Annotated in this window: 34 protein-coding genes; 26 read left to right on the top strand and 8 right to left on the bottom strand. The window is 36.0% G+C overall.

Annotation, left to right across the window (positions count from 1 at the left end; translation table 11 throughout):
* Window positions 1-62 precede the first annotated feature (62 nt).
* From ACOQN3_RS05730 to ACOQN3_RS05675, 12 genes are all read left to right on the top strand, one after another.
* Window positions 63-401 carry a hypothetical protein gene (locus ACOQN3_RS05730; protein WP_420545526.1) on the top strand — a complete coding sequence of 113 codons (339 nt, stop codon included), beginning with the start codon at window positions 63-65 and terminating at the stop codon, window positions 399-401.
* On the top strand, window positions 398-856 hold the full coding sequence (locus tag ACOQN3_RS05725) for a hypothetical protein (protein WP_420545525.1): 459 nt from the start codon (window positions 398-400) through the stop codon (window positions 854-856). Before ACOQN3_RS05730 ends, ACOQN3_RS05725 begins: the two co-directional genes overlap by 4 nt.
* A complete protein-coding gene (locus ACOQN3_RS05720; protein WP_420545524.1) occupies window positions 843-1,358 on the top strand; it encodes a hypothetical protein in 516 nt (171 codons plus the stop codon). Before ACOQN3_RS05725 ends, ACOQN3_RS05720 begins: the two co-directional genes overlap by 14 nt.
* On the top strand, window positions 1,355-1,774 hold the full coding sequence (locus ACOQN3_RS05715; RefSeq protein ID WP_420545523.1) for a hypothetical protein: 420 nt from the start codon (window positions 1,355-1,357) through the stop codon (window positions 1,772-1,774). Before ACOQN3_RS05720 ends, ACOQN3_RS05715 begins: the two co-directional genes overlap by 4 nt.
* A 3-nt stretch (window positions 1,775-1,777) precedes the next feature.
* Window positions 1,778-2,182 carry a hypothetical protein gene (locus ACOQN3_RS05710; RefSeq protein WP_420545522.1) on the top strand — a complete coding sequence of 135 codons (405 nt, stop codon included), beginning with the start codon at window positions 1,778-1,780 and terminating at the stop codon, window positions 2,180-2,182.
* A gap of 7 nt (window positions 2,183-2,189) precedes the next feature.
* Entirely contained in the window at window positions 2,190-2,945 is a 756-nt protein-coding gene (locus ACOQN3_RS05705; protein ID WP_420545521.1) for a hypothetical protein, read from the top strand.
* Window positions 2,946-3,018: 73 nt separating this feature from the next.
* Window positions 3,019-3,408: a hypothetical protein gene (locus tag ACOQN3_RS05700; RefSeq protein ID WP_420545520.1), complete on the top strand. Its 390-nt coding sequence runs from the start codon at window positions 3,019-3,021 to the stop codon at window positions 3,406-3,408.
* 259 nt (window positions 3,409-3,667) lie between these two features.
* Window positions 3,668-3,934, top strand: coding sequence for a DUF7521 family protein (locus ACOQN3_RS05695; RefSeq protein ID WP_420545519.1), 267 nt, complete (start codon window positions 3,668-3,670; stop codon window positions 3,932-3,934).
* A gap of 1 nt (window position 3,935) precedes the next feature.
* Entirely contained in the window at window positions 3,936-4,322 is a 387-nt protein-coding gene (locus tag ACOQN3_RS05690; RefSeq protein ID WP_420545518.1) for an ArsR/SmtB family transcription factor, read from the top strand.
* A 69-nt stretch (window positions 4,323-4,391) separates the two neighbouring features.
* Window positions 4,392-4,814 (top strand): hypothetical protein, encoded by a 423-nt coding sequence (locus tag ACOQN3_RS05685; protein WP_420545517.1) that lies wholly within the window; start codon window positions 4,392-4,394, stop codon window positions 4,812-4,814.
* On the top strand, window positions 4,814-5,155 hold the full coding sequence (locus ACOQN3_RS05680) for a hypothetical protein (RefSeq protein WP_420545516.1): 342 nt from the start codon (window positions 4,814-4,816) through the stop codon (window positions 5,153-5,155). Before ACOQN3_RS05685 ends, ACOQN3_RS05680 begins: the two co-directional genes overlap by 1 nt.
* Before the next feature lie 4 nt (window positions 5,156-5,159).
* Window positions 5,160-5,660, top strand: a complete 501-nt coding sequence (locus ACOQN3_RS05675; protein WP_420545515.1) for a hypothetical protein — start codon at window positions 5,160-5,162, stop codon at window positions 5,658-5,660.
* Between the two features lie 101 nt (window positions 5,661-5,761).
* Here ACOQN3_RS05675 and ACOQN3_RS05670 read toward each other — a convergent pair whose 3' ends face one another.
* The 4 genes from ACOQN3_RS05670 to ACOQN3_RS05655 all read right to left on the bottom strand — a co-directional run bounded on the left by ACOQN3_RS05670 (window position 5,762) and on the right by ACOQN3_RS05655 (window position 7,293).
* The gene (locus tag ACOQN3_RS05670; protein ID WP_420545514.1) at window positions 5,762-6,211 is read right to left on the bottom strand and encodes a hypothetical protein; all 450 of its coding nucleotides are present in this window, start codon (window positions 6,209-6,211) and stop codon (window positions 5,762-5,764) included.
* 49 nt (window positions 6,212-6,260) lie between these two features.
* On the bottom strand, window positions 6,261-6,617 hold the full coding sequence (locus ACOQN3_RS05665) for a type II toxin-antitoxin system PemK/MazF family toxin (RefSeq protein WP_420545513.1): 357 nt from the start codon (window positions 6,615-6,617) through the stop codon (window positions 6,261-6,263).
* 8 nt (window positions 6,618-6,625) lie between these two features.
* A complete protein-coding gene (locus ACOQN3_RS05660) occupies window positions 6,626-6,868 on the bottom strand; it encodes a hypothetical protein (protein WP_420545512.1) in 243 nt (80 codons plus the stop codon).
* Window positions 6,869-7,119: 251 nt separating this feature from the next.
* Window positions 7,120-7,293, bottom strand: a complete 174-nt coding sequence (locus ACOQN3_RS05655; RefSeq protein WP_420545511.1) for a hypothetical protein — start codon at window positions 7,291-7,293, stop codon at window positions 7,120-7,122.
* Between the two features lie 17 nt (window positions 7,294-7,310).
* Here ACOQN3_RS05655 and ACOQN3_RS05650 point away from each other — a divergent pair, with 17 nt between their 5' ends.
* On the top strand, window positions 7,311-7,577 hold the full coding sequence (locus ACOQN3_RS05650) for a hypothetical protein (RefSeq protein ID WP_420545510.1): 267 nt from the start codon (window positions 7,311-7,313) through the stop codon (window positions 7,575-7,577).
* A 564-nt stretch (window positions 7,578-8,141) separates the two neighbouring features.
* Here the strand turns inward: ACOQN3_RS05650 and ACOQN3_RS05645 are convergent.
* Window positions 8,142-8,822 carry a hypothetical protein gene (locus ACOQN3_RS05645; protein WP_420545509.1) on the bottom strand — a complete coding sequence of 227 codons (681 nt, stop codon included), beginning with the start codon at window positions 8,820-8,822 and terminating at the stop codon, window positions 8,142-8,144.
* Window positions 8,823-8,973: 151 nt separating this feature from the next.
* Between ACOQN3_RS05645 and ACOQN3_RS05640 the strand changes: the two genes are divergently transcribed.
* Together ACOQN3_RS05640 and ACOQN3_RS05635 are read left to right on the top strand one after the other, a co-directional pair.
* A complete protein-coding gene (locus ACOQN3_RS05640) occupies window positions 8,974-9,264 on the top strand; it encodes a hypothetical protein (protein WP_420546601.1) in 291 nt (96 codons plus the stop codon).
* A complete protein-coding gene (locus ACOQN3_RS05635) occupies window positions 9,257-9,727 on the top strand; it encodes a hypothetical protein (protein ID WP_420545508.1) in 471 nt (156 codons plus the stop codon). Before ACOQN3_RS05640 ends, ACOQN3_RS05635 begins: the two co-directional genes overlap by 8 nt.
* A gap of 48 nt (window positions 9,728-9,775) precedes the next feature.
* Here ACOQN3_RS05635 and ACOQN3_RS05630 read toward each other — a convergent pair whose 3' ends face one another.
* The gene (locus tag ACOQN3_RS05630; protein ID WP_420545507.1) at window positions 9,776-10,126 is read right to left on the bottom strand and encodes a hypothetical protein; all 351 of its coding nucleotides are present in this window, start codon (window positions 10,124-10,126) and stop codon (window positions 9,776-9,778) included.
* A 34-nt stretch (window positions 10,127-10,160) separates the two neighbouring features.
* Between ACOQN3_RS05630 and ACOQN3_RS05625 the strand changes: the two genes are divergently transcribed.
* The 10 genes from ACOQN3_RS05625 to ACOQN3_RS05580 all read left to right on the top strand — a co-directional run bounded on the left by ACOQN3_RS05625 (window position 10,161) and on the right by ACOQN3_RS05580 (window position 15,412).
* On the top strand, window positions 10,161-10,943 hold the full coding sequence (locus ACOQN3_RS05625; RefSeq protein WP_420545506.1) for a hypothetical protein: 783 nt from the start codon (window positions 10,161-10,163) through the stop codon (window positions 10,941-10,943).
* Window position 10,944: 1 nt separating this feature from the next.
* Window positions 10,945-11,637 carry a hypothetical protein gene (locus tag ACOQN3_RS05620; RefSeq protein WP_420545505.1) on the top strand — a complete coding sequence of 231 codons (693 nt, stop codon included), beginning with the start codon at window positions 10,945-10,947 and terminating at the stop codon, window positions 11,635-11,637.
* The gene (locus tag ACOQN3_RS05615; protein WP_420545504.1) at window positions 11,627-11,953 is read left to right on the top strand and encodes a hypothetical protein; all 327 of its coding nucleotides are present in this window, start codon (window positions 11,627-11,629) and stop codon (window positions 11,951-11,953) included. Before ACOQN3_RS05620 ends, ACOQN3_RS05615 begins: the two co-directional genes overlap by 11 nt.
* A 62-nt stretch (window positions 11,954-12,015) precedes the next feature.
* Window positions 12,016-12,276 carry a hypothetical protein gene (locus ACOQN3_RS05610; RefSeq protein ID WP_420545503.1) on the top strand — a complete coding sequence of 87 codons (261 nt, stop codon included), beginning with the start codon at window positions 12,016-12,018 and terminating at the stop codon, window positions 12,274-12,276.
* A gap of 2 nt (window positions 12,277-12,278) precedes the next feature.
* Entirely contained in the window at window positions 12,279-12,713 is a 435-nt protein-coding gene (locus ACOQN3_RS05605) for a hypothetical protein (RefSeq protein WP_420545502.1), read from the top strand.
* Window positions 12,710-13,000, top strand: coding sequence for a hypothetical protein (locus ACOQN3_RS05600; RefSeq protein WP_420545501.1), 291 nt, complete (start codon window positions 12,710-12,712; stop codon window positions 12,998-13,000). The genes ACOQN3_RS05605 and ACOQN3_RS05600 overlap by 4 nt, the downstream gene beginning before the upstream one ends.
* Window positions 12,997-13,599 carry a cobalamin biosynthesis protein CbiN gene (locus ACOQN3_RS05595; protein WP_420545500.1) on the top strand — a complete coding sequence of 201 codons (603 nt, stop codon included), beginning with the start codon at window positions 12,997-12,999 and terminating at the stop codon, window positions 13,597-13,599. The genes ACOQN3_RS05600 and ACOQN3_RS05595 overlap by 4 nt, the downstream gene beginning before the upstream one ends.
* Entirely contained in the window at window positions 13,596-14,537 is a 942-nt protein-coding gene (locus ACOQN3_RS05590; RefSeq protein ID WP_420545499.1) for a hypothetical protein, read from the top strand. Before ACOQN3_RS05595 ends, ACOQN3_RS05590 begins: the two co-directional genes overlap by 4 nt.
* Window positions 14,534-15,001, top strand: coding sequence for a hypothetical protein (locus ACOQN3_RS05585; RefSeq protein WP_420545498.1), 468 nt, complete (start codon window positions 14,534-14,536; stop codon window positions 14,999-15,001). The genes ACOQN3_RS05590 and ACOQN3_RS05585 overlap by 4 nt, the downstream gene beginning before the upstream one ends.
* 141 nt (window positions 15,002-15,142) lie before the next feature.
* Complete coding sequence (locus ACOQN3_RS05580) at window positions 15,143-15,412, top strand: hypothetical protein (RefSeq protein WP_420545497.1); 270 nt, start codon at window positions 15,143-15,145, stop codon at window positions 15,410-15,412.
* Window positions 15,413-15,669: 257 nt separating this feature from the next.
* Here ACOQN3_RS05580 and ACOQN3_RS05575 read toward each other — a convergent pair whose 3' ends face one another.
* Together ACOQN3_RS05575 and ACOQN3_RS05570 are read right to left on the bottom strand one after the other, a co-directional pair.
* Complete coding sequence (locus ACOQN3_RS05575) at window positions 15,670-15,771, bottom strand: universal stress protein (RefSeq protein ID WP_420546600.1); 102 nt, start codon at window positions 15,769-15,771, stop codon at window positions 15,670-15,672.
* A gap of 10 nt (window positions 15,772-15,781) precedes the next feature.
* Window positions 15,782-15,961, bottom strand: a complete 180-nt coding sequence (locus ACOQN3_RS05570; RefSeq protein ID WP_420545496.1) for a hypothetical protein — start codon at window positions 15,959-15,961, stop codon at window positions 15,782-15,784.
* Window positions 15,962-16,247: 286 nt separating this feature from the next.
* Here ACOQN3_RS05570 and ACOQN3_RS05565 point away from each other — a divergent pair, with 286 nt between their 5' ends.
* A complete protein-coding gene (locus tag ACOQN3_RS05565) occupies window positions 16,248-17,237 on the top strand; it encodes a TIGR00341 family protein (protein WP_420545495.1) in 990 nt (329 codons plus the stop codon).
* The last annotated feature ends 49 nt before the right edge of the window (window positions 17,238-17,286 follow it).

The following is a 17,286-nucleotide window of genomic DNA, read 5'->3' as shown; positions in this document are numbered from 1 at the left end:
GTCATCATTATTCAGAAGGGACGATTTCAATAGTGTGTAATCTGTTTGGGTTGAATTAGAAAATGAAAACAAGATACAAAATATCCCTAATAATTGCATCAAGTGCCATCATCTACATTTTGTTTCATAGCGTATTGCTTAACCTTTGCAATGTAGTCATTGACGATGTTGAACATGTCTGCTTTGTGTTCTGGCTTCAGGATACCAGTATTCATATTTCAAATCATAACTGGGATACAGGAGATGGAATTGGTTCTTGGTCAGGTACAGCAGAAGGAATGGAACAAGGATCCATTTTCTATGATGATCTGAAAAACAATAGCGGCTTTATCTTCTGGCACATGATATTGCCCACGTTTGCTATTTTACTGATATATCAAAGGGATAGGTCAAAAAAATGAAAACCAGACTATTGATAATTATTGGAATTACGATCCTGATTGCAGGATTTGTAGCAGTTGTGTTGTTTGACAGTAATACATTTTCTGAAAACAATACCACAGTGAAAAGATATGGAGAAATACTAGATGAAATAAACGGGAAAGCAACAATTTACAAAAACAACAACGATCAGGAAAAATTTGATGAGCAAATGAAACTAATGCAGGAAAAACAAAAAGAGACTGCATCCAAGTTACTCAAAGTAAATATCTTCAACGCATCTGTCATTAAAGAATGGAATTTCCCGTTCAGGGAATCATCGGAGGTGACAGTATGGGATCCAGAATTTAACAAACCCCTATGCAACATTCCAGAAAAGATACCGGTTCATCTGCAAAAGATTCAACAGTCCCGAGATGTTTCAAATGTTTGCCAAAAAATACTCTCAGCACCAATTAACAGTGGAGGTTTCTGACGAAAGATACGGTATGGGATTGGTTCATTATGATCTATTTGCAACATCTGATGACGGATTGTTTTCTGCATCAACGTACTTTCATCTTGATTCCTGTGATGATGAGATGCATTGGCCATATGTTCTACTTTGTAAAAATACACAAAGTGATGAACATGTCTACACGAGAATAAAGTCCGAGATAATGTCCAGTATTAAAAACAATGAATTTTGCCATATTGCATTGGAACCATGGCACCAGGATCTTCGTAACTATCAGGCCAAGATTTCAAAGGAACTGGATGAACTTGTTAAAGGAGAGGTTCCATTGGATTCTGAGGGCAATCCTTCATATCAATTCTTTTTAGACACTAAAAGACTTGGATTACTAAATGACATTATACGATATTATGAATTAGAAAATGAAGACTATGAAAAAATGCAAGAGAATGTAGCCGAATACAACAAAAAATTTGGCAGTCTTCCCAAGGAATTATTGGATGTAATTGAGCAGAGAAAATGAAGACTAGAAATAAAATAATTTTGATTGCAGTAATGTTCATAGCTGCAATATTTGTAATAAACTCAGTTATTCCTGGAATTTTGTTTAGGCAACAAGACAGTCTTGGTTTGATTTTGTATACTTGTGCACTTGGCATAGATCGTATGGGTTCTTTGATGTTGATTACTTATGACAATGGAACTCACACCATAGATGAGAATTCGTGTGCTTGGCGAAATAACATAACATCCAAACCCTCTACTGACGAGTATCAAGAAATTAACGGAATGTCTTGCCCTGAACTTATGGAAAGACATACTTCAGGAGAGCCGTATGCAAATAAAGAAAATAAAATATTTGCAGAATCAAAGATATCAAACTGTAATTTTGTAGAGGATTGGTCTAAAGCACAACAAAAAGTCGATGATTGGGAATAGAAAATGAATACCAGGCTCTTGATTACTATTGGAATCATCGCAGCAATAATAACTGCAGCAACTGTAATTGGCATCTTTTTAATTTTGATGCCGCAAGAATATGATCTGCCTGAAAATGATCGATTGTGCAGCACTCACGTACTAGTTCAAACTACACACAAAGTAGACAGGAAAGTATTTTCAGAAACGGTTCTCAGGGAGATAGGTCTGCTTGACTATAGGTTTGATTATGATGGCAGGGGTATTTTGGTGACAAACATGGGTGACAACAAACTCAGAATAACAATAGATGGTCTGTGGTCAATTGAAAATGCAGGTTCAAGTCTTTTGGAATCTTTGGAGAATCTAGAATATGTAGAATCTGTCCTAAAGCAAGGCGATATACTTTTGGCTATTGAATGTCAGTGAAAAGAAAATGAAAGTCAGAATTTTGATAATAATTGGACTTGTTTTGGTTGTTGGAGCAATACTCGCAGTTCTCATAAACCATCACAATACAATCCGTGAATTTGAATCAAACAACACGCCAGAACAGCTTGACGGAATACTTGGTAGTTGTGAATGTCAAGAAAGAGTAAAAACAAATCCTGACACTATTGAGAGGTGTCCTGAACCATTTATTGATTGGCAAAATTCTACCCATTACATTGACAATAATTTATGCAAATGGGCAACTAGCCATCAGCCCAAAGATATCTCTTTTGATAATTTCGAAGAGAGAAATCTTGATGGTATTACCTCCATGAACAAAACAAATTGTGAAAACCAAATCCATACCAACAAACCACCTGAAATCTACAACGTGACACCCACAGATGATGGGGCGATTGTTAGATGGTACCAAACCCCTCAGACCATAAATGGAGAGCATTGCGGCTTTCCTGAGAATTACAGAATTTATGTGGGTGTGACCTCTCCTGTTGTTTCCCCATTTGTATTTGAAGATGTCATTAGTACAGGTTTTAGGGGTGCATATGAAATAACTGGATTGGAATCCCGCACAACATATTATGTGGGAATTGATGGAGATTGGGGAGCAAAAACTATAATTGCTAACGATGGGACAGGATTTACCACCCTTAATCCAGGTTCCAATATGGTTGCCCCAAATCCGATTGAGGCAGCAAAAGATGAGATGTCAAGAAATAACATTCACGTTTCAGAAGAATAGATCATAGATAAATTGGACTCGTGGCAATTAGGGATAATTGAATCTTAAATTTATCTTGTTTTCTTGTGTTTTGATGTTCTTTTTATTTGGGACAAATATTGCAAGCGGGCAGGACATTCAAAATATCGATTCATCTGTTGCATCTGAAGAAACAATTGATTCAGGCGTTCCTGAATGGTATCCTGATTTGACTAGATCTGAAGGTCAAGAAGACAGTAGTGACGGTGATCCACATAGTCAATTCATCAGTATTGATGGGGAGACTTTTGAGAGACAACACCTGTTGACAGGAAAACCCATTGAAGACACAAGTAGCTTCGTTGGAGCAGTCTATGCATATGTAGGGATGGGATTTGTTGCGATCATTATCGGATTTTTCGTAGTAAAAAAAGCCAAGAACAGGAACAAGATAGATTCCAGAAAACTGAAAAATAAGAAAAGAAACTCTCGACATAAAAAATGAACTTTGTTCATCATTCCTAGTTTTTTTGTGTTTGTGGGTTTTGTGTGATTATTCTTCCAAACTAAGATTTTCTAATTCCACGTGGGTACACTATTACCCAGCCTAACTATATCCCCAGTACAACGTGTACGGGGATATAGTCAAGGGGAAATAATTAGTACCCACGTGGAATTAATTCAAATTAAAATGATTCTCAATTCGTGAGAATGATAGGTACGCATTAAATCCAAAATAACCAATTAGATCTGAGGTTCAACATATGATTGAGGAAATTCATTATGGAATACTGGCAGTTCATATCATTGTAGGTTTTGCTCTTGTCTATCTTGCCATGAAGGCCTTCAAAAAGACAAAATATCCTCCTATGGCCCTTCTTGCTGCAGGTTTTGCATTAATTGTAGTAGGAGATACAATCATCGGTGATATTGTAGAGACCTTTGGCGAGAGTCTTGTTGGAGAGATTATCGAGGAAGGAATCGAGATTGCAGGTTTTATAGTGCTCATCTTGGCGGTTAAGCGAAGCTGAAATGTATGGTGATGATAAGACCAAAGAGAACAAGAACAATAAGGATACTAATCACGGTTCAGATGAGATTCTAGCCATACTATCAGATAAGCAGAGCAGAGAAATAATCAAGGTGTTATCAAAGACAGAACTTACTATACAACAAATATCTAATCTACTAAACATTCCACAGTCAACAGCTTATCGCAAGACGAGAAAACTTGAAGAACTAGATATTGTAAAGAAAACAAAAGTTGTCAGAACACTTGAAGGTCTTGATGAAAGTTATTACAAAAACTGGATTTATGAGATTGTTGTAACTTTTAGAGAAGGAAAATTATCACACAAACTTGAACATGTAAAGATGGAAGACAAGATTGTAAGGCTTTGGCAAAAATTTTCAGAATAATAATTCAAGCCATTCCCAAGAAATGGGAATGATAGACACGCATTAAATTCATTTTCACGTAATATTAGCATGAACAAAAAATCAATAGTTGGAATTGTTGTTGGTCTTATGATAGCAACTTCTGCTGTTTACTTTGTTGAAACCTATGAGGAGCTATTCGAAGAACAAGACATGATAAAGGGTCCATTCTTTTTGGTTGTAACAATTGCCTACATTCCAGTTGCAGTTTGGATGCTAAAGAGTCCAAACAGTTCTGCTCCGTATCTTGTAACCATAGCAGGAACCGTTGGAATAATCGTATTGTATGCGGTAACTAGAACTGATGCGGGTGCTATCGCACTTGGATTGGAGCATGCAGGAAATATTGGTCATCTTGGAATGGTATCAAAGATAGTCCAATTTGGAGTTGTAATTGGTTCCATCTGGGCTTTAGTGCAAACCAAGAAAGAAAAATGGCTACAACATGAAAAAACACCAAAGGTGAGAAAGTAATGAAAGTACTCACACTTGGCTTATTTTTGCTCCTGACACTTTCTGTTGTTACCGTTCCTACAGCCTTTGCAGATGAAGACGAAGATGAATGGGAAGAATACGAGGATGAAAGAGAACATGAGCAAAGAGAAGGATTTGGCGATATGGAAAGAGAGCAAGAAAGGGAACGAGAAAGGGAGCATGAAGAAGACGATGATGATGACAATGAAGGACTAGCACTTGGAGGAGGAATACCCGATGCAATCCTTTATGGAACCATTGCCGTAATCGTAGGCTCAGTAGCATATACAGGATACAAAATCTTCAAGACCAAACGACCAAAACTTTCAGCATCGAGGTGATTAGATGAACAATACAAAAATCATCCCGATTATTTTTCTAATATTATTTTTAGCACCTATACCTGCCTTTGCAGATGACGATGACGCAGAAGATGCCATAGAAAACTTAGGATGGGTGGCTATTGGTGCAGGCGTTGTTGCAAACTTGCCATTCATCATGTTTAACAAGTGGAGAAAGTATGCTGTTCGTGCAGGTGGCCAGTCACTTCAGATGGCAAGACAAGCAGTTCAATTTTACAAGCCAGTTCTGAACTTTCACATAATTCTCAACTCTATTGGTTATTTTGCTGGAATGACGCATGGGTTGCTTCTTGTAAATGATCTGGATTCAATTTCACTTTCTCTTGCAATAACCATGACAGTTTTGATGATAAGCGGAATTTTACTGCGATATACCTCATCAAGAAACACTAAGGTTTTCAACAGACTATTGCACGGACAATTCGGTTTAGTGTTTCTACTGATAGCATTGATTGTATTGCATGTTTTGATAGGTGATGATTGATTATCATACCCACGTGGAAAAGGATTCAATAAAATATTTAGAGAATTTCGCGTTTTTTGTGAAAAATATCTGCAAAAATTAATCATCCACAATAATTCATTTTACTTCTGTGGATTATAGTGACTTGCAGGTTTAATCTCAACTTGATTACTTGATTGAACAAAGTATATCGGATCTCCCGATCTGTCTTTTAAATTAGACTTGCTTATGCTTGTAACATTCGTATAAATTTTGATTTTTGTTCCATCATCTAATTCATACTCATTGAATTCTTGTGCCAGTGTATCATATCTCATATCGGATTTTTCTATTGATTTTTGAATTTCTTCATTGGTAACAGGTTTTGGATTAGGTTCTCCTTTCAAAGAGGGATCAGCGTGAATAACAGTAAGAGTTTGAGCATCTATGTTAAATCCTATTTTATCACCGTCAGTTACACGATTGACTTTTTTTAATATTGTACGAGTTTTTAAAACCGAATTATCTTGAATTTGATATTTGTTCCAAGGTTCTTTAATAATTTCAAACTCTATGGCACGCACTTCGGTCATAATTGTTTCAACTCCATTATCATTATAGGTTCTTCTATTTTATGAAAGATCATATTTGTAAAACATCCTTTTTTAATTTCTCAATCACATTTCGATAAAATTCTGGAGTTACTGTTGCTATTCGTTTGCTTAATTTATCTTGCCTCAATGAAACAATCCTTTCGCACATAATTTGACTATCTGAAATTAATTCACCATCTTCAATTTCTTTACGTGGCATATGGATGAGATATGGACGAACTTGTGTATTTGTTGTAACACCTAAACAAACAACATACTGGCTATTTTGATGAAATAATTGTTGTGATATTACTAAAAGTGGTCTTATTTTTTGTTCTTTTTGATCAGGATATTCTGGATTTGCTAAAACTATGTCACGGGGTTTTAAAGAATCAGTATTAATCAATAAATTAACTATTCATCCCAATCTTTAAGACTGTTTTGAGTTAATTGTTCCATGTCTTTCTCTGCATCTTCAAGAGATTCATTATCTGGAATTCCTAAATTTATGATTTTTTTAAACTCTGTTTCTATACTTTGTGTTGTGGATGAAGACATGATGACCCTAACTGTAAATGATGTTCCCTCATTATGGGTAGAAATTGATTCGTCAGGACGTGAATTCACAAAAAAGTCATTCTCATATGATTGACTCATAATCATATTTGTTTCATGACATAATTAAACCTGTAGATCTATTGTTTAGGCACAAAAATTACCCTTAAAAGAATATGAATTATTACTTGTACTTGAATTAATGTTTGGAACCATTACCCATCAAAAATATAATTGCAGTAAAATGTAAAAAAGATTTAAAATTCTTCTCGAATTACCCTATGCCAAGATCACATTTTTATCTTAACAATATGTTTTGATCTAGTGTAGTATCAAATTAACAAATATTAAATTTATTGAATTTTTAAAAGAATTTTTTCATAGACTTTAGGTGTCTTTCCTTCTGCTAGATTCTTCTTAATGTACCACAATGTAGATTTGTTAATTCCTAACTGTTTTCTCTCTTCTGAAGTCATGTTCAAAATCTTTTCTTTTAATTGAACATTATCATTTCTTTTCAGTTTCATCTTAGGAATAATGAATAATGGTAAACAAGTCTATCATAATGGTAGCGACACTTGCCTCAGTTGTTGCAATTGGACTTGCTGCATCGGCAACATTTGTGACTGCCGAATCATCTGAAACAATGTCAGATGCAGAAAAGAAAAACAAGTCCTTCGCCCCAAGATACTCAGAGACATGCGCTCATGGCCACAACGGTTTTGCATGTGATCCCCCACAGTACAAAAAAGATATCAAAGATCTTCAGGAAAAAGTGAGTGCATTAGAGCAACGAGTATCAAGACCATAATCACATCTCTTTTTTTGTATGATTCAAATAAATGCAAAAAGAAATTAGCAAAAAATAGATGGTTTGGATAAATAAATTCCATAGAACTTTATCCAGAAAACATAAACTGTTCTAATCTCTGATTGATAAAAATTCCCATACGCATCCTGCATGCATGGTAATTGATGTTAATTCTATGTTGGTGCAAACCCATTCCCAGTAGAACCACTTTTTTTATTTTTTATTTTTTTAAAGGAGCAATGTTTGCCAAGTGGACATTCCAATTGCTCCAAAGATAGTCAATAAAATCAGTAACGATGTTTTTGTCTTCATTAATTGGATTGCTTTGAGAATTTATTTACAAATACTAGGTATAGATTACACTAACTCCATATTCTATATAGAGAAAAAACAGTTTCTCATCTATTGATCTAAAACAGATTCTGAGTTAATGGTTCACAGAACAAATCTGTTTTTCAATTCCAAATCTAAACCAAAGATTGTTTTACAGAATTTGGTTTGGACGCCAACGTATGTTTGGTTAGCATTAGCATGAATTAAAAAAAGAAGATAGGGGTTGTTAGGCTATTTTCGATATGATTTGATGTTGCCTAATTCACTCCTAAGATCTTGTAGTTCTTCTCTTATCTCAGAAGCTCTTTGGGAATCTCCACTATCAAGTGCTTCCTTTAACTCTTGCAACTTTTCTACAAATGTAGCTCTTACTGCATCTATCTCAGCATCACCTGTTGGGTGAGAGAATCTTTCAAGTTTTTCGGCAATCTTTGCTTGTCTGTCATCGTCATGTACAAATTTACCATTCATCTTAGAATGTGCAAATTCTTTGGTTACAGTTGCAGTGTTTGAGGCATCTCCTGCGTCAACTACATAGATTGTAGCAATAACAGTCTCAGATTCTGAATCTCTATCAATTGATTTTAAAATCCAGGCAAGGAACTTGTCCCCATTTTCATTAGCGACAACTCCAATATGCCCACCTCTAACATCCAGGCCTTGAGCAGCCTCACTTAGTGAAACTGTCACTTGTTCTCTTATGGTCTGTCTGTCCGAGTCTTCAGTAATCTGAATAGAACCAACAAATCCTTCAACTTTGATGACTTTGTGCATCTTTTTGTGTTTCTGATCCACTCCTCGGTCATGCATTCCTTCACCATATTCTGCCATTGCCAGGGGGGAGGCAACTGAGAACATCAGTGCAAAGACTACGGCGATTGCTGGAATCAGATAGGCTGTTTTTCTGTTCATTGAATAGTAGATGATATTTTTAATAAAATGAATTGTTAACCAAAGTAACGTAACAATGTTACCTGACCTTTATCTAGCAAAATTGCGCAATTAATAGAAATTAGGAACAATGATGATTTATGGAATGCATTTTTAGAGGAGAATATACTTGGTGCGTGAATACAGAGACAGAATTTACATCAGGAAGGATATCTTGTTGAAACTTTACGAGTATGGCGAAATGAATCAAAGCAGATTGATGAGTATTTGCGGATTAAACAATGTAAAGCATAAAGGGATTTTAGATGACATGGTTACAAAAGAGATACTGGAAAAAACTGAAGAAGCTTGGGGAAGCAAAACAATATTCAAGTACAAGGTGTCCAAGAAAGGACAGGAAATTTTGAGAGCAGTTTTAGAACCATACGAAGAGCTGTTTCCAAGGGAGGATACAAATGAGTAAAGACAGTGAAAAGAGAGAGAATATTTTTGAGATTCTTGATGGTGTAATGTTCCAGTTAGGAAGAACAAAAAAGATGTTTATGATAATGATTCTAACTACTCTAATCATACCACCAATTGCATTACTTGTTTCAACTGCAATATTGGATTCACCATTTGAAGACAACTTCCAAAAGAGAATAGAAGAAAGATTACAACATCAATTAGATTCAGGTAGAATAACTCAAGAGGAATATGACCGATTCAAAGACAGGATGGTTGACAGAGAAAAGCCCCCAGTATTGCTGCGTCCACCTCAGATGATAATTTTTGTAATTTCACTGGTTTGGCTAGGCATAGGAATTAGGCAATGGACCATACTATCAAAATGGGACAAAAAATATCAGAAATTCAAGAAACAACAAGAAGACATTGATAGAAAACTCGATGATGATGATGCTGGATCAGATGATGATTCAGATTAATGTTGTGCTTTGATACTCACATCATAGCTTCGAATATGATGTTGGTTTTCAAGCACGATAAGGTCTAATGATATCTAAATCTCCTTTTTTGTGATTTGAGTTTAACATCAATACTCCATTATCATATGTGAAAAATTTATTGCATTTTAAATTAGAAGCTACAGTTAATTGAATGAAATCCATAGAACCAGGTAGTTTTTTGCCTGCGAAATCAATCAAACTTGATCCTGGTACTTTTTCAACAAAATCAATAAGGTCTTCAGGATCAATTCCATCGAATTCATTTTCAGCTAGCTCTGTATTTGGAAACTGTAGTATTGTTTTTTTGATGTCATCATACGCACTGATTATGGATTCCATGGCATTTTTTGCTTCTTCAAACCTAGTTATTTTTTCCAAAGGTAAACACATGACATGATATATTTCCATCAATATGGTACGAGAAATAATTAACCTGATTCGCCTGCCTGAATATCTTGGAGGTGCAGCAAATGACACTTCTGCATTTCGGGCATACAGTGCGCTTGACTTGGTGTCTCATTGCTACATAAAGTACTGGCCAGATGAGGGAAGAAATCATAGAATCGAGGATCCATGCAACAGTTCGGGCTATCGCGTGTATGATGGAGTGGCAATTCATCCTCATGAAAAAGTGATAAAGGGATCAAACACAGGGGCTTTGCCTCAACTTGACTTATCAATAGATGATAACGGATTTCTACTGGTAGAACCCACCACATTTACGCGAGAAGAAAACGGTGTGATTGGTGTTGGACGAAACGTTTCAGATGAAGAAATTCTTGCAGGGTCTAAAATTTTGCTGGATACATACTCTTCAAAATTTCCTGAATCTGTAATAGTTCCGCTGACTTTTGATGCTGGGTATTACCTGCATTTTGTGAATCCTGGAAATCATGACCGGCCAATTTTTGAGTATTATCATCCAACGTCCAGACTGGACACAATATCATTACAAGTAATTCCAAACAGCTACTGCATTCGTGAATCCTGGACTCCTGACAGTCATGGCTTTGCAAGGAAGTCATTTGGGATATATGATCAAACGATATTTTATGAGATACGTGATGACGATTATGATTATGTTTACTTTGATTTATGCCTTGACGGACACTGGTACAAGATAGAGTCTACTGTTTCATTTGATAAATTATCCCAAATAGTAATTGATGAATTTGTTGGGAGGAATAACAATTAAAATGAAATTACAGCATGGCATGATTATTACTGTTGGTTTCTTGGTATCTGCATCTCTAACGTTGATTGTAATTCAGCCTGATGAAATCCCACATTGGAATTACTTGCATGAGATAAAACAGCAGGGATTTGAAGATGATAGCTGTGATGTATCATGCAAGGAAGAGCAAGAAAACAAGCGCGGATACATTTGCGTTCCACTTGATTCTAAACAGTACATCTGCAGACCTCCAAGAGATATCTTTTATCCTGATGAGGTAGTTCAGATTAGAACAGCATTTCCTCCAACATACGGGGAATTTACATACATTCCAGAAAATCACGGAGCAATAAAGCAAACTAGGTTTTTTGACATCTCAAATGTGTCCGTAGTAGACGAAGAATCAAAGGAGATTCTAGTAGAGTTTAAAAATCATCTAAACAAGGATAGTGGAAATTATTTTGAATACTCAAGTGTATTGCATCCTGGAGACACGTTTGTCTCTCATTGCATGGGGGGTAATTCTAAGATGGCACATGTTGTAGAGTATCGGGACATTATCCACATGGAAGGACAGAGGTTCATCGAGTTTTGGGGAACCCATGTGGATATGCCTGATGAGCTGCTTCCATGTAAGATGCCTGAATTAATAGAGCAGTCACTTTCAGTTGATTTGAGATTAGGAATAAGTTTTGTAGAAGAAAATGAAAACTAGGCTTTTGGTAATCATTATAATTGTTTCAATAGTGATTTTAGCAGTAATTCTTCATACCGAACTGCTTGGAGAACATGCAACTTATGGGGAATGTCTCATTACTGCATCCAGCATAAATGGGTTCATGTCTTCTGCAGGCAAGTCTCAAAGTGAGTATCAGTGCAAGGAGGACTGCTTATGGCAAGGAAATGCAGAATCTAATGAAAAGCAAAATGTCTCATGCAAATTCCAGACAATTTCTGGTTACAGATGGATTGCATCACCTGAGGAATTTGAATACATGATTGATAATCTGTCTTTGAGTCAGGTACGTTAGAAAATGAAGGCAATGCAAAGGGTATTCAGGGCTTAGATGAATTGAAAAGATTAGAATTATTTATGAACTTCTCAACGTCAGTTCAAGCAATGGAAGTATATGTTCGTAAAGAGGTTCAGGCCTTTGAATATGTCTCCTTTACTAAGTTTAAAAGTGAGGACAGATTGGATTTTTGCTGCGAGAAACTAAAGAAATACGTTTCAAGCGTAAAGGCTTGGAGTGGCAAAATTGGAAAATTCTGCATTGTAGAAAAAGATATTTTGACGCCAATTGAATATTGTCCTTTTTGCGGTAAAAAAATAGAATACATTTCAGTGGAGTAAAAATGAGATTCATCATTGCGATTATTGCATCAGTAATGGTATTCATTGGAATTCAAACAATCATTCCTTTCCCGTATGGACTCGTCTTGGGAGTTTTATTTGCGACAGTCGCATTATGGTACGCAAAGAGCCATCCATCAACAGCAAAGGATTCAATTCTAAATTATCGGCGTGTGGATCCAATCAATGAAAGAGAAAAAAAGCAAAATGATGAGGCACTAAGAGTCTTGGAGAAAAAGTACATCGAGGAAAAGATCTCAAAGGAGGAATACCTCCAAAGGAAAAAAGATTTTGAAGATACAGAATACAATCCAAGAAAATGCAGTATTTGCGGTTCAGAAGATTTTGAGTTTGTGTCTGAAAAAAGAATAGAAGAAATTGGTGAGGCGCCTTCTGATGTTGGTTATTACAGATGCAAAAGGTGTGGTGCCAAATGAAAACCAGGCTTTTTGTGATTGGGATTTTTTTGGCAATTTTTAGCATGGATGGATTCCTGCTTTTAGACTCATCAATTCCCGAATGTAGAGGATTTACAGGAATGGCTTGGTTTGTCTTCATCTCGTTGGGATTTGAACCGATGGCCATCTTGTCAAATCCTGGCTGTTTGACACCATTTTATGCACAAACAATAATTTCAATTCTGTTTGCAATCGGGGGTTGGTTGATTCTTTACTCTGTAATTAATAGACACAAAGACAAATTTACTGTGAGAATTAGAAAATGAAGGCTCGATTATTGACACTGTTGGCAATCGGGATAACTGGGTTTGCTGGAACCGAATTTGCATGTCTGTGTGACGATTTGACAATAGAGAAAAGAGTCAATCAAGCCGACGTAGTTTTTTCAGGAACAATAAAGGACAGTCCCTGGAATTTTTCAGAGGAGTTCATTGCAGCAGGTTTTGATGTTAAAACAGTTTGGAAAGGGGCAGACTCTTTTCCTTTGATTGAAGATGGTTATGTTACAGTAGTTACAGCAAAAGTCAGTACCGCATGCGGGGTGAATTTCATTGCAGGCAAGGAATACCTAGTTTATGCCAAAATAGACAACAATGGCTTGTACGCCACAACATGTGCTGGTTCGTGGTTTTTGGATGGACGTGCAGATGATGTAGAAATGTTAGATGCAATGGGGGCTACGCATCACTTTATTGATGCAAGACAAGTCAAAGGGTCTTCGTCTGACGACTGCAGAGGGCCAGGACCATTTACTGTAAAAGAGTGTGAATTTGAAAAACTTGTACGTAATGTACTTCTGCCAGTCGGGATTGCATTGCCACTTGTAGGACTGTCGGTGTTTTTTATTTGGAGAAAGAGAAGATGAAACTAGAATATGCGGTCATTGCTGTAATGGCTCTTTTGGTTTCATCTGTAATGATCTTGATTTTTGCAGAACCTGATGAAATATCCCACATCACACAGTTTGAAAAGATAAATCAGCAAGCAATCCATTCACAAGAAACAGGAAATCACAGCAAGCTAGAATCATACCGACAGTTAATGCAACAAAAACTACAGACAATTGTATCTAATGCACTTGAAATTCCAATCACAAAAGTCTACCTTGAGGAAGGATTCAACTTTCCCTTCCTTCCAGCTTCTGCTCTGCCATTATTTGATTCAGACAAAGAATTCCTCGTATGTGACATTACATCTAACATGCATTCTCATCTTCAAAATATTCGCAAGGCTGAGTTATTCCAGATGTATGAGAAAAAATATTCTGGATATGAGATAGAGTTATTCGTACAGGATGAGCGAAGATACGAGTCTATGGTACACTATGGGTTTGCTGCAACCTCTGATGATGGAAATGGCACTGCCATAATACACTTTCACGGAAATTCTTGTTCAGGGGAGATACTTGACATAGACAAATATCTGCTATCATGTAGAGACAAAGTCAAAGACAAGTTCATGAGTGCACATAGCAAAGAGGACATTCGTGCAAGCATGAATCACCCTGACTTTTGTACCATTCCGCTTGACTCTTGGCGACAGTCAGTCTATGACTATAATCAAAAGATAAAAGAACAACTAGAGAATCACTTGCCAACAATTAAGACCAGTGACAAAAGCTACGAGTCGGTTTCCGCATACCAGTTAGAGTCCCACAGACTGGATTTACTGGGAGATATTTCTAGCATGTATGTGATGGGAGTAGATGACGAACAAGACATTGAAGAAAAAATCAGACAATACAACAATCAGTTTGGTTCTTTACCTGACGAATTATTAAGGTTAATTGAACAAAGAAAATGAAGACTAGAACATCAATCATAATTCCAACTGTCATGTTTTTTGCAGTTTTTGGCATTGTTATTTTTGTAAATGATGTTGGAGAAGAAGAAATTGGAGATCCAGAACCAAAAATGTCTGATAGTAGAGAAGACCTAATAGATGTGTTCCACTCAAACAACTTGTGCTCCAAGACATACCGTGGTGATCTTTCTGACATGATGCATGACAAAAACTATGATTACAAAAACGACACAACATTCCAGGAATGCACCAAAATGTTGAAACTTGAGAGACACTCCGGTACTGTCTACTCTCCAAACCAAAAACAGATGGAGACAATACTGGAATACTGCACAGACCCAAGAGACATTACAGACGCAAAAAGTCTTTCTTATTCCAACTATACTCACCATATTGACACCGTAACATGTGAGTGGATGAAATTCAAAGGAAATGAAATACCACGACCGGATCTTTTGCCCTGAAATTAAGAATCAACTGGAAGATCTCGGAGCATACATTTTACGATTAATTATTATCATATGGGATTATAATTAGTCATAGTGGTTGATCTTTCCTTTTTCTCTAAAAAAATCTCCATTACCAACATTATCTTAGTGTTGATATTGATTCCAGTTAGTTTTCAGATTCGGGACTTGGTCAATCTTGCGTTCCCTATACATGGAATTTATCAGATAGCAATTACGCTGGTAGCAGTTCCAATAATTGTTATCATGCTTTACAAAACCATAACAAGGTACTCTCACTATGTATCTGATAAAACCTTCTCGATAATAGTGGTTGTTATTTTTGTAGGAATGATTGTGTCATCTCTGCTATTTGGATTCTTTGGAAATGAATCATTACAGCCTAAGAGTATCAGCAGAATAAAGTGATTTTCAATATGGATGCCTCTTAATGAGTAATTCATTCAAATTGTTATTTGTTCACAAAGAAACAGGACAGATTCCAGTAATCTGGACTAAAAAAATCTAATGCATAGTCAAAAAAATAAAAATTTTGATTTATCCACACGGGTCCAGTTTCTAAATCTCTAACTATATCCCCAGCATAATGTGTTAGGGGATATAGTTAAGGGAATAAAAATGAGACTCACGTGGAATGTTGAATAATCTCTTTTTTTGAAAATGTGTTATTTCACAACAGTAACAGGAACCTTTGCCTTGTGCAAAACAAAGTTGGATACGCTTCCAAAAAATGCTTCTTTTGCATGCCCTCTTCCCTGAGAGCCGATGACAACCTGATCAATTCTGTTCTCTTATTCTTGGATTGGAAAATGTTCTGGGAGAGCCTTTGGATACATCACTATGGACACCAATAATTGTTGTATTCTCGGATTGCCTTGCAAATAAGATTGCAGTTCTTAATGCCCTAATTGAACTCTTGGAACCATCCAAACACACCATGATCTGTTTGTTTGTCATAATGAGTAAACGTTAATCACAACATAATAAGAATATGTCTTGTACTCGGAATTAGATTCATGATGCTTTGAATCTTCAGCGACGTGAGGAAATCAATCTTTCTCATTTTTTATTTTTGTAGGCATTATCATAATTGTAACTGGATGGAAGTGAGATTCTAAATCATAAACTATAATGATAAATTACAAATCAATAAGATTATCCCTTTATCTCTAGCTTTCTGTTTATGTTTTAGTCTACTATTTTCGGTTTTATACGGAATTAACTACCTTCTCATAAACATTGCATGAAAAAGATTGAATTGATCATATCAAAAGACCAATGCAACGATATTGATTATATTCTATCAAAATTCAATATTACATTTTATAAAAACAACTTAAATGCAGAAGAGTCTGAAACTCCACTTTTACAATACATTGTATTTGCCCCAGATGCAACTGCCCGTAAAATAATGAAGAAAATAAGCAAGATTATAGATACAAAAAATAAACATCATATAATTACCAGCCATAAATTGGAGGCTACTTTTTCTGATTATTTAGAAAAAAAAGACAGAGACGAGAACATAAAGGAGAACCCAAAACTAAAGGAAGAATTTCGTGCACTAACTGAACCTGCAGTGGATTTTAAATTAAATTTACTTATTGTTGTACTTGTTGCGTCCACTGCAGCTTTAATTGGGTTGTTTGCCAACAACCCATCAATTATAATCGGAGCCATGCTGATTGCACCATTATTACGACCAATAACTGCATTTTCATTTAATGTATCTGTCTTTAATTTGCAGAAGATAATAAAATCAGGAATCTCTCTTGGATTGCTGATAGGTTCTATTGTAGGAATATCTGCATTGCTGACCCTTATTGCAGTTCAAATCACTCCAATGGAGATAACACCAGAAATAGAGATGCGAACCATGACATCTCCTACGTTCATGGTTTTGGCAATAGTGCTTGGCATAGCAGGGTCCCTTGCATTGTCCTCAAACATACCAGGAATACTTGCAGGTGTGGCAATAGCTGCAGCCTTGGTTCCTCCTGCAGTAGTAATGGGAATAGGACTTGCAATGCTAGATGAGGAGATATTGTTTGGATCGTCCATATTGACACTGTCTAACATAGTAGGATTGTTGTTAGGAACTTTGGTTGTATTTTTATTGGCAGGTGTAACCCCAAAGCAATATGGTAAAAATAAACTGAACATGAAATACATAATTTACATCATCTCTGTTTTAGTTGGTGCAAGCGTTTTGGCATTTTGGCTTTCTTTCTAAACTAGAAAGTTGGCTACAAATACTTGATTTATTAATTCATGTTTCTATC

Origin of the sequence: Candidatus Nitrosopumilus sp., from assembly GCF_965223225.1 — an archaeon.
Taxonomy (GTDB): domain Archaea; phylum Thermoproteota; class Nitrososphaeria; order Nitrososphaerales; family Nitrosopumilaceae; genus Nitrosopumilus.
This window is presented reverse-complemented; position numbering and strand designations above follow the sequence as displayed.

Coding starts and splice junctions, on each gene's coding strand:
- ACOQN3_RS05625 (WP_420545506.1), top strand. CDS start 10,161: ATGGTACGAGAAATAATTAACCTGATTCGCCTGCCTGAATATCTTGGA.
- ACOQN3_RS05605 (WP_420545502.1), top strand. CDS start 12,279: ATGAGATTCATCATTGCGATTATTGCATCAGTAATGGTATTCATTGGA.
- ACOQN3_RS05690 (WP_420545518.1), top strand. CDS start 3,936: ATGTATGGTGATGATAAGACCAAAGAGAACAAGAACAATAAGGATACT.
- ACOQN3_RS05565 (WP_420545495.1), top strand. CDS start 16,248: ATGAAAAAGATTGAATTGATCATATCAAAAGACCAATGCAACGATATT.
- ACOQN3_RS05600 (WP_420545501.1), top strand. CDS start 12,710: ATGAAAACCAGGCTTTTTGTGATTGGGATTTTTTTGGCAATTTTTAGC.
- ACOQN3_RS05705 (WP_420545521.1), top strand. CDS start 2,190: ATGAAAGTCAGAATTTTGATAATAATTGGACTTGTTTTGGTTGTTGGA.
- ACOQN3_RS05590 (WP_420545499.1), top strand. CDS start 13,596: ATGAAACTAGAATATGCGGTCATTGCTGTAATGGCTCTTTTGGTTTCA.
- ACOQN3_RS05680 (WP_420545516.1), top strand. CDS start 4,814: ATGAAAGTACTCACACTTGGCTTATTTTTGCTCCTGACACTTTCTGTT.
- ACOQN3_RS05710 (WP_420545522.1), top strand. CDS start 1,778: ATGAATACCAGGCTCTTGATTACTATTGGAATCATCGCAGCAATAATA.
- ACOQN3_RS05645 (WP_420545509.1), bottom strand. CDS start 8,822: ATGAACAGAAAAACAGCCTATCTGATTCCAGCAATCGCCGTAGTCTTT.
- ACOQN3_RS05675 (WP_420545515.1), top strand. CDS start 5,160: ATGAACAATACAAAAATCATCCCGATTATTTTTCTAATATTATTTTTA.
- ACOQN3_RS05570 (WP_420545496.1), bottom strand. CDS start 15,961: ATGACAAACAAACAGATCATGGTGTGTTTGGATGGTTCCAAGAGTTCA.
- ACOQN3_RS05650 (WP_420545510.1), top strand. CDS start 7,311: ATGGTAAACAAGTCTATCATAATGGTAGCGACACTTGCCTCAGTTGTT.
- ACOQN3_RS05585 (WP_420545498.1), top strand. CDS start 14,534: ATGAAGACTAGAACATCAATCATAATTCCAACTGTCATGTTTTTTGCA.
- ACOQN3_RS05715 (WP_420545523.1), top strand. CDS start 1,355: ATGAAGACTAGAAATAAAATAATTTTGATTGCAGTAATGTTCATAGCT.
- ACOQN3_RS05725 (WP_420545525.1), top strand. CDS start 398: ATGAAAACCAGACTATTGATAATTATTGGAATTACGATCCTGATTGCA.
- ACOQN3_RS05700 (WP_420545520.1), top strand. CDS start 3,019: ATGTTCTTTTTATTTGGGACAAATATTGCAAGCGGGCAGGACATTCAA.
- ACOQN3_RS05610 (WP_420545503.1), top strand. CDS start 12,016: ATGAACTTCTCAACGTCAGTTCAAGCAATGGAAGTATATGTTCGTAAA.
- ACOQN3_RS05615 (WP_420545504.1), top strand. CDS start 11,627: ATGAAAACTAGGCTTTTGGTAATCATTATAATTGTTTCAATAGTGATT.
- ACOQN3_RS05660 (WP_420545512.1), bottom strand. CDS start 6,868: ATGAGTCAATCATATGAGAATGACTTTTTTGTGAATTCACGTCCTGAC.
- ACOQN3_RS05655 (WP_420545511.1), bottom strand. CDS start 7,293: ATGAAACTGAAAAGAAATGATAATGTTCAATTAAAAGAAAAGATTTTG.
- ACOQN3_RS05620 (WP_420545505.1), top strand. CDS start 10,945: ATGAAATTACAGCATGGCATGATTATTACTGTTGGTTTCTTGGTATCT.
- ACOQN3_RS05685 (WP_420545517.1), top strand. CDS start 4,392: ATGAACAAAAAATCAATAGTTGGAATTGTTGTTGGTCTTATGATAGCA.
- ACOQN3_RS05595 (WP_420545500.1), top strand. CDS start 12,997: ATGAAGGCTCGATTATTGACACTGTTGGCAATCGGGATAACTGGGTTT.
- ACOQN3_RS05695 (WP_420545519.1), top strand. CDS start 3,668: ATGATTGAGGAAATTCATTATGGAATACTGGCAGTTCATATCATTGTA.
- ACOQN3_RS05670 (WP_420545514.1), bottom strand. CDS start 6,211: ATGACCGAAGTGCGTGCCATAGAGTTTGAAATTATTAAAGAACCTTGG.
- ACOQN3_RS05635 (WP_420545508.1), top strand. CDS start 9,257: ATGAGTAAAGACAGTGAAAAGAGAGAGAATATTTTTGAGATTCTTGAT.
- ACOQN3_RS05730 (WP_420545526.1), top strand. CDS start 63: ATGAAAACAAGATACAAAATATCCCTAATAATTGCATCAAGTGCCATC.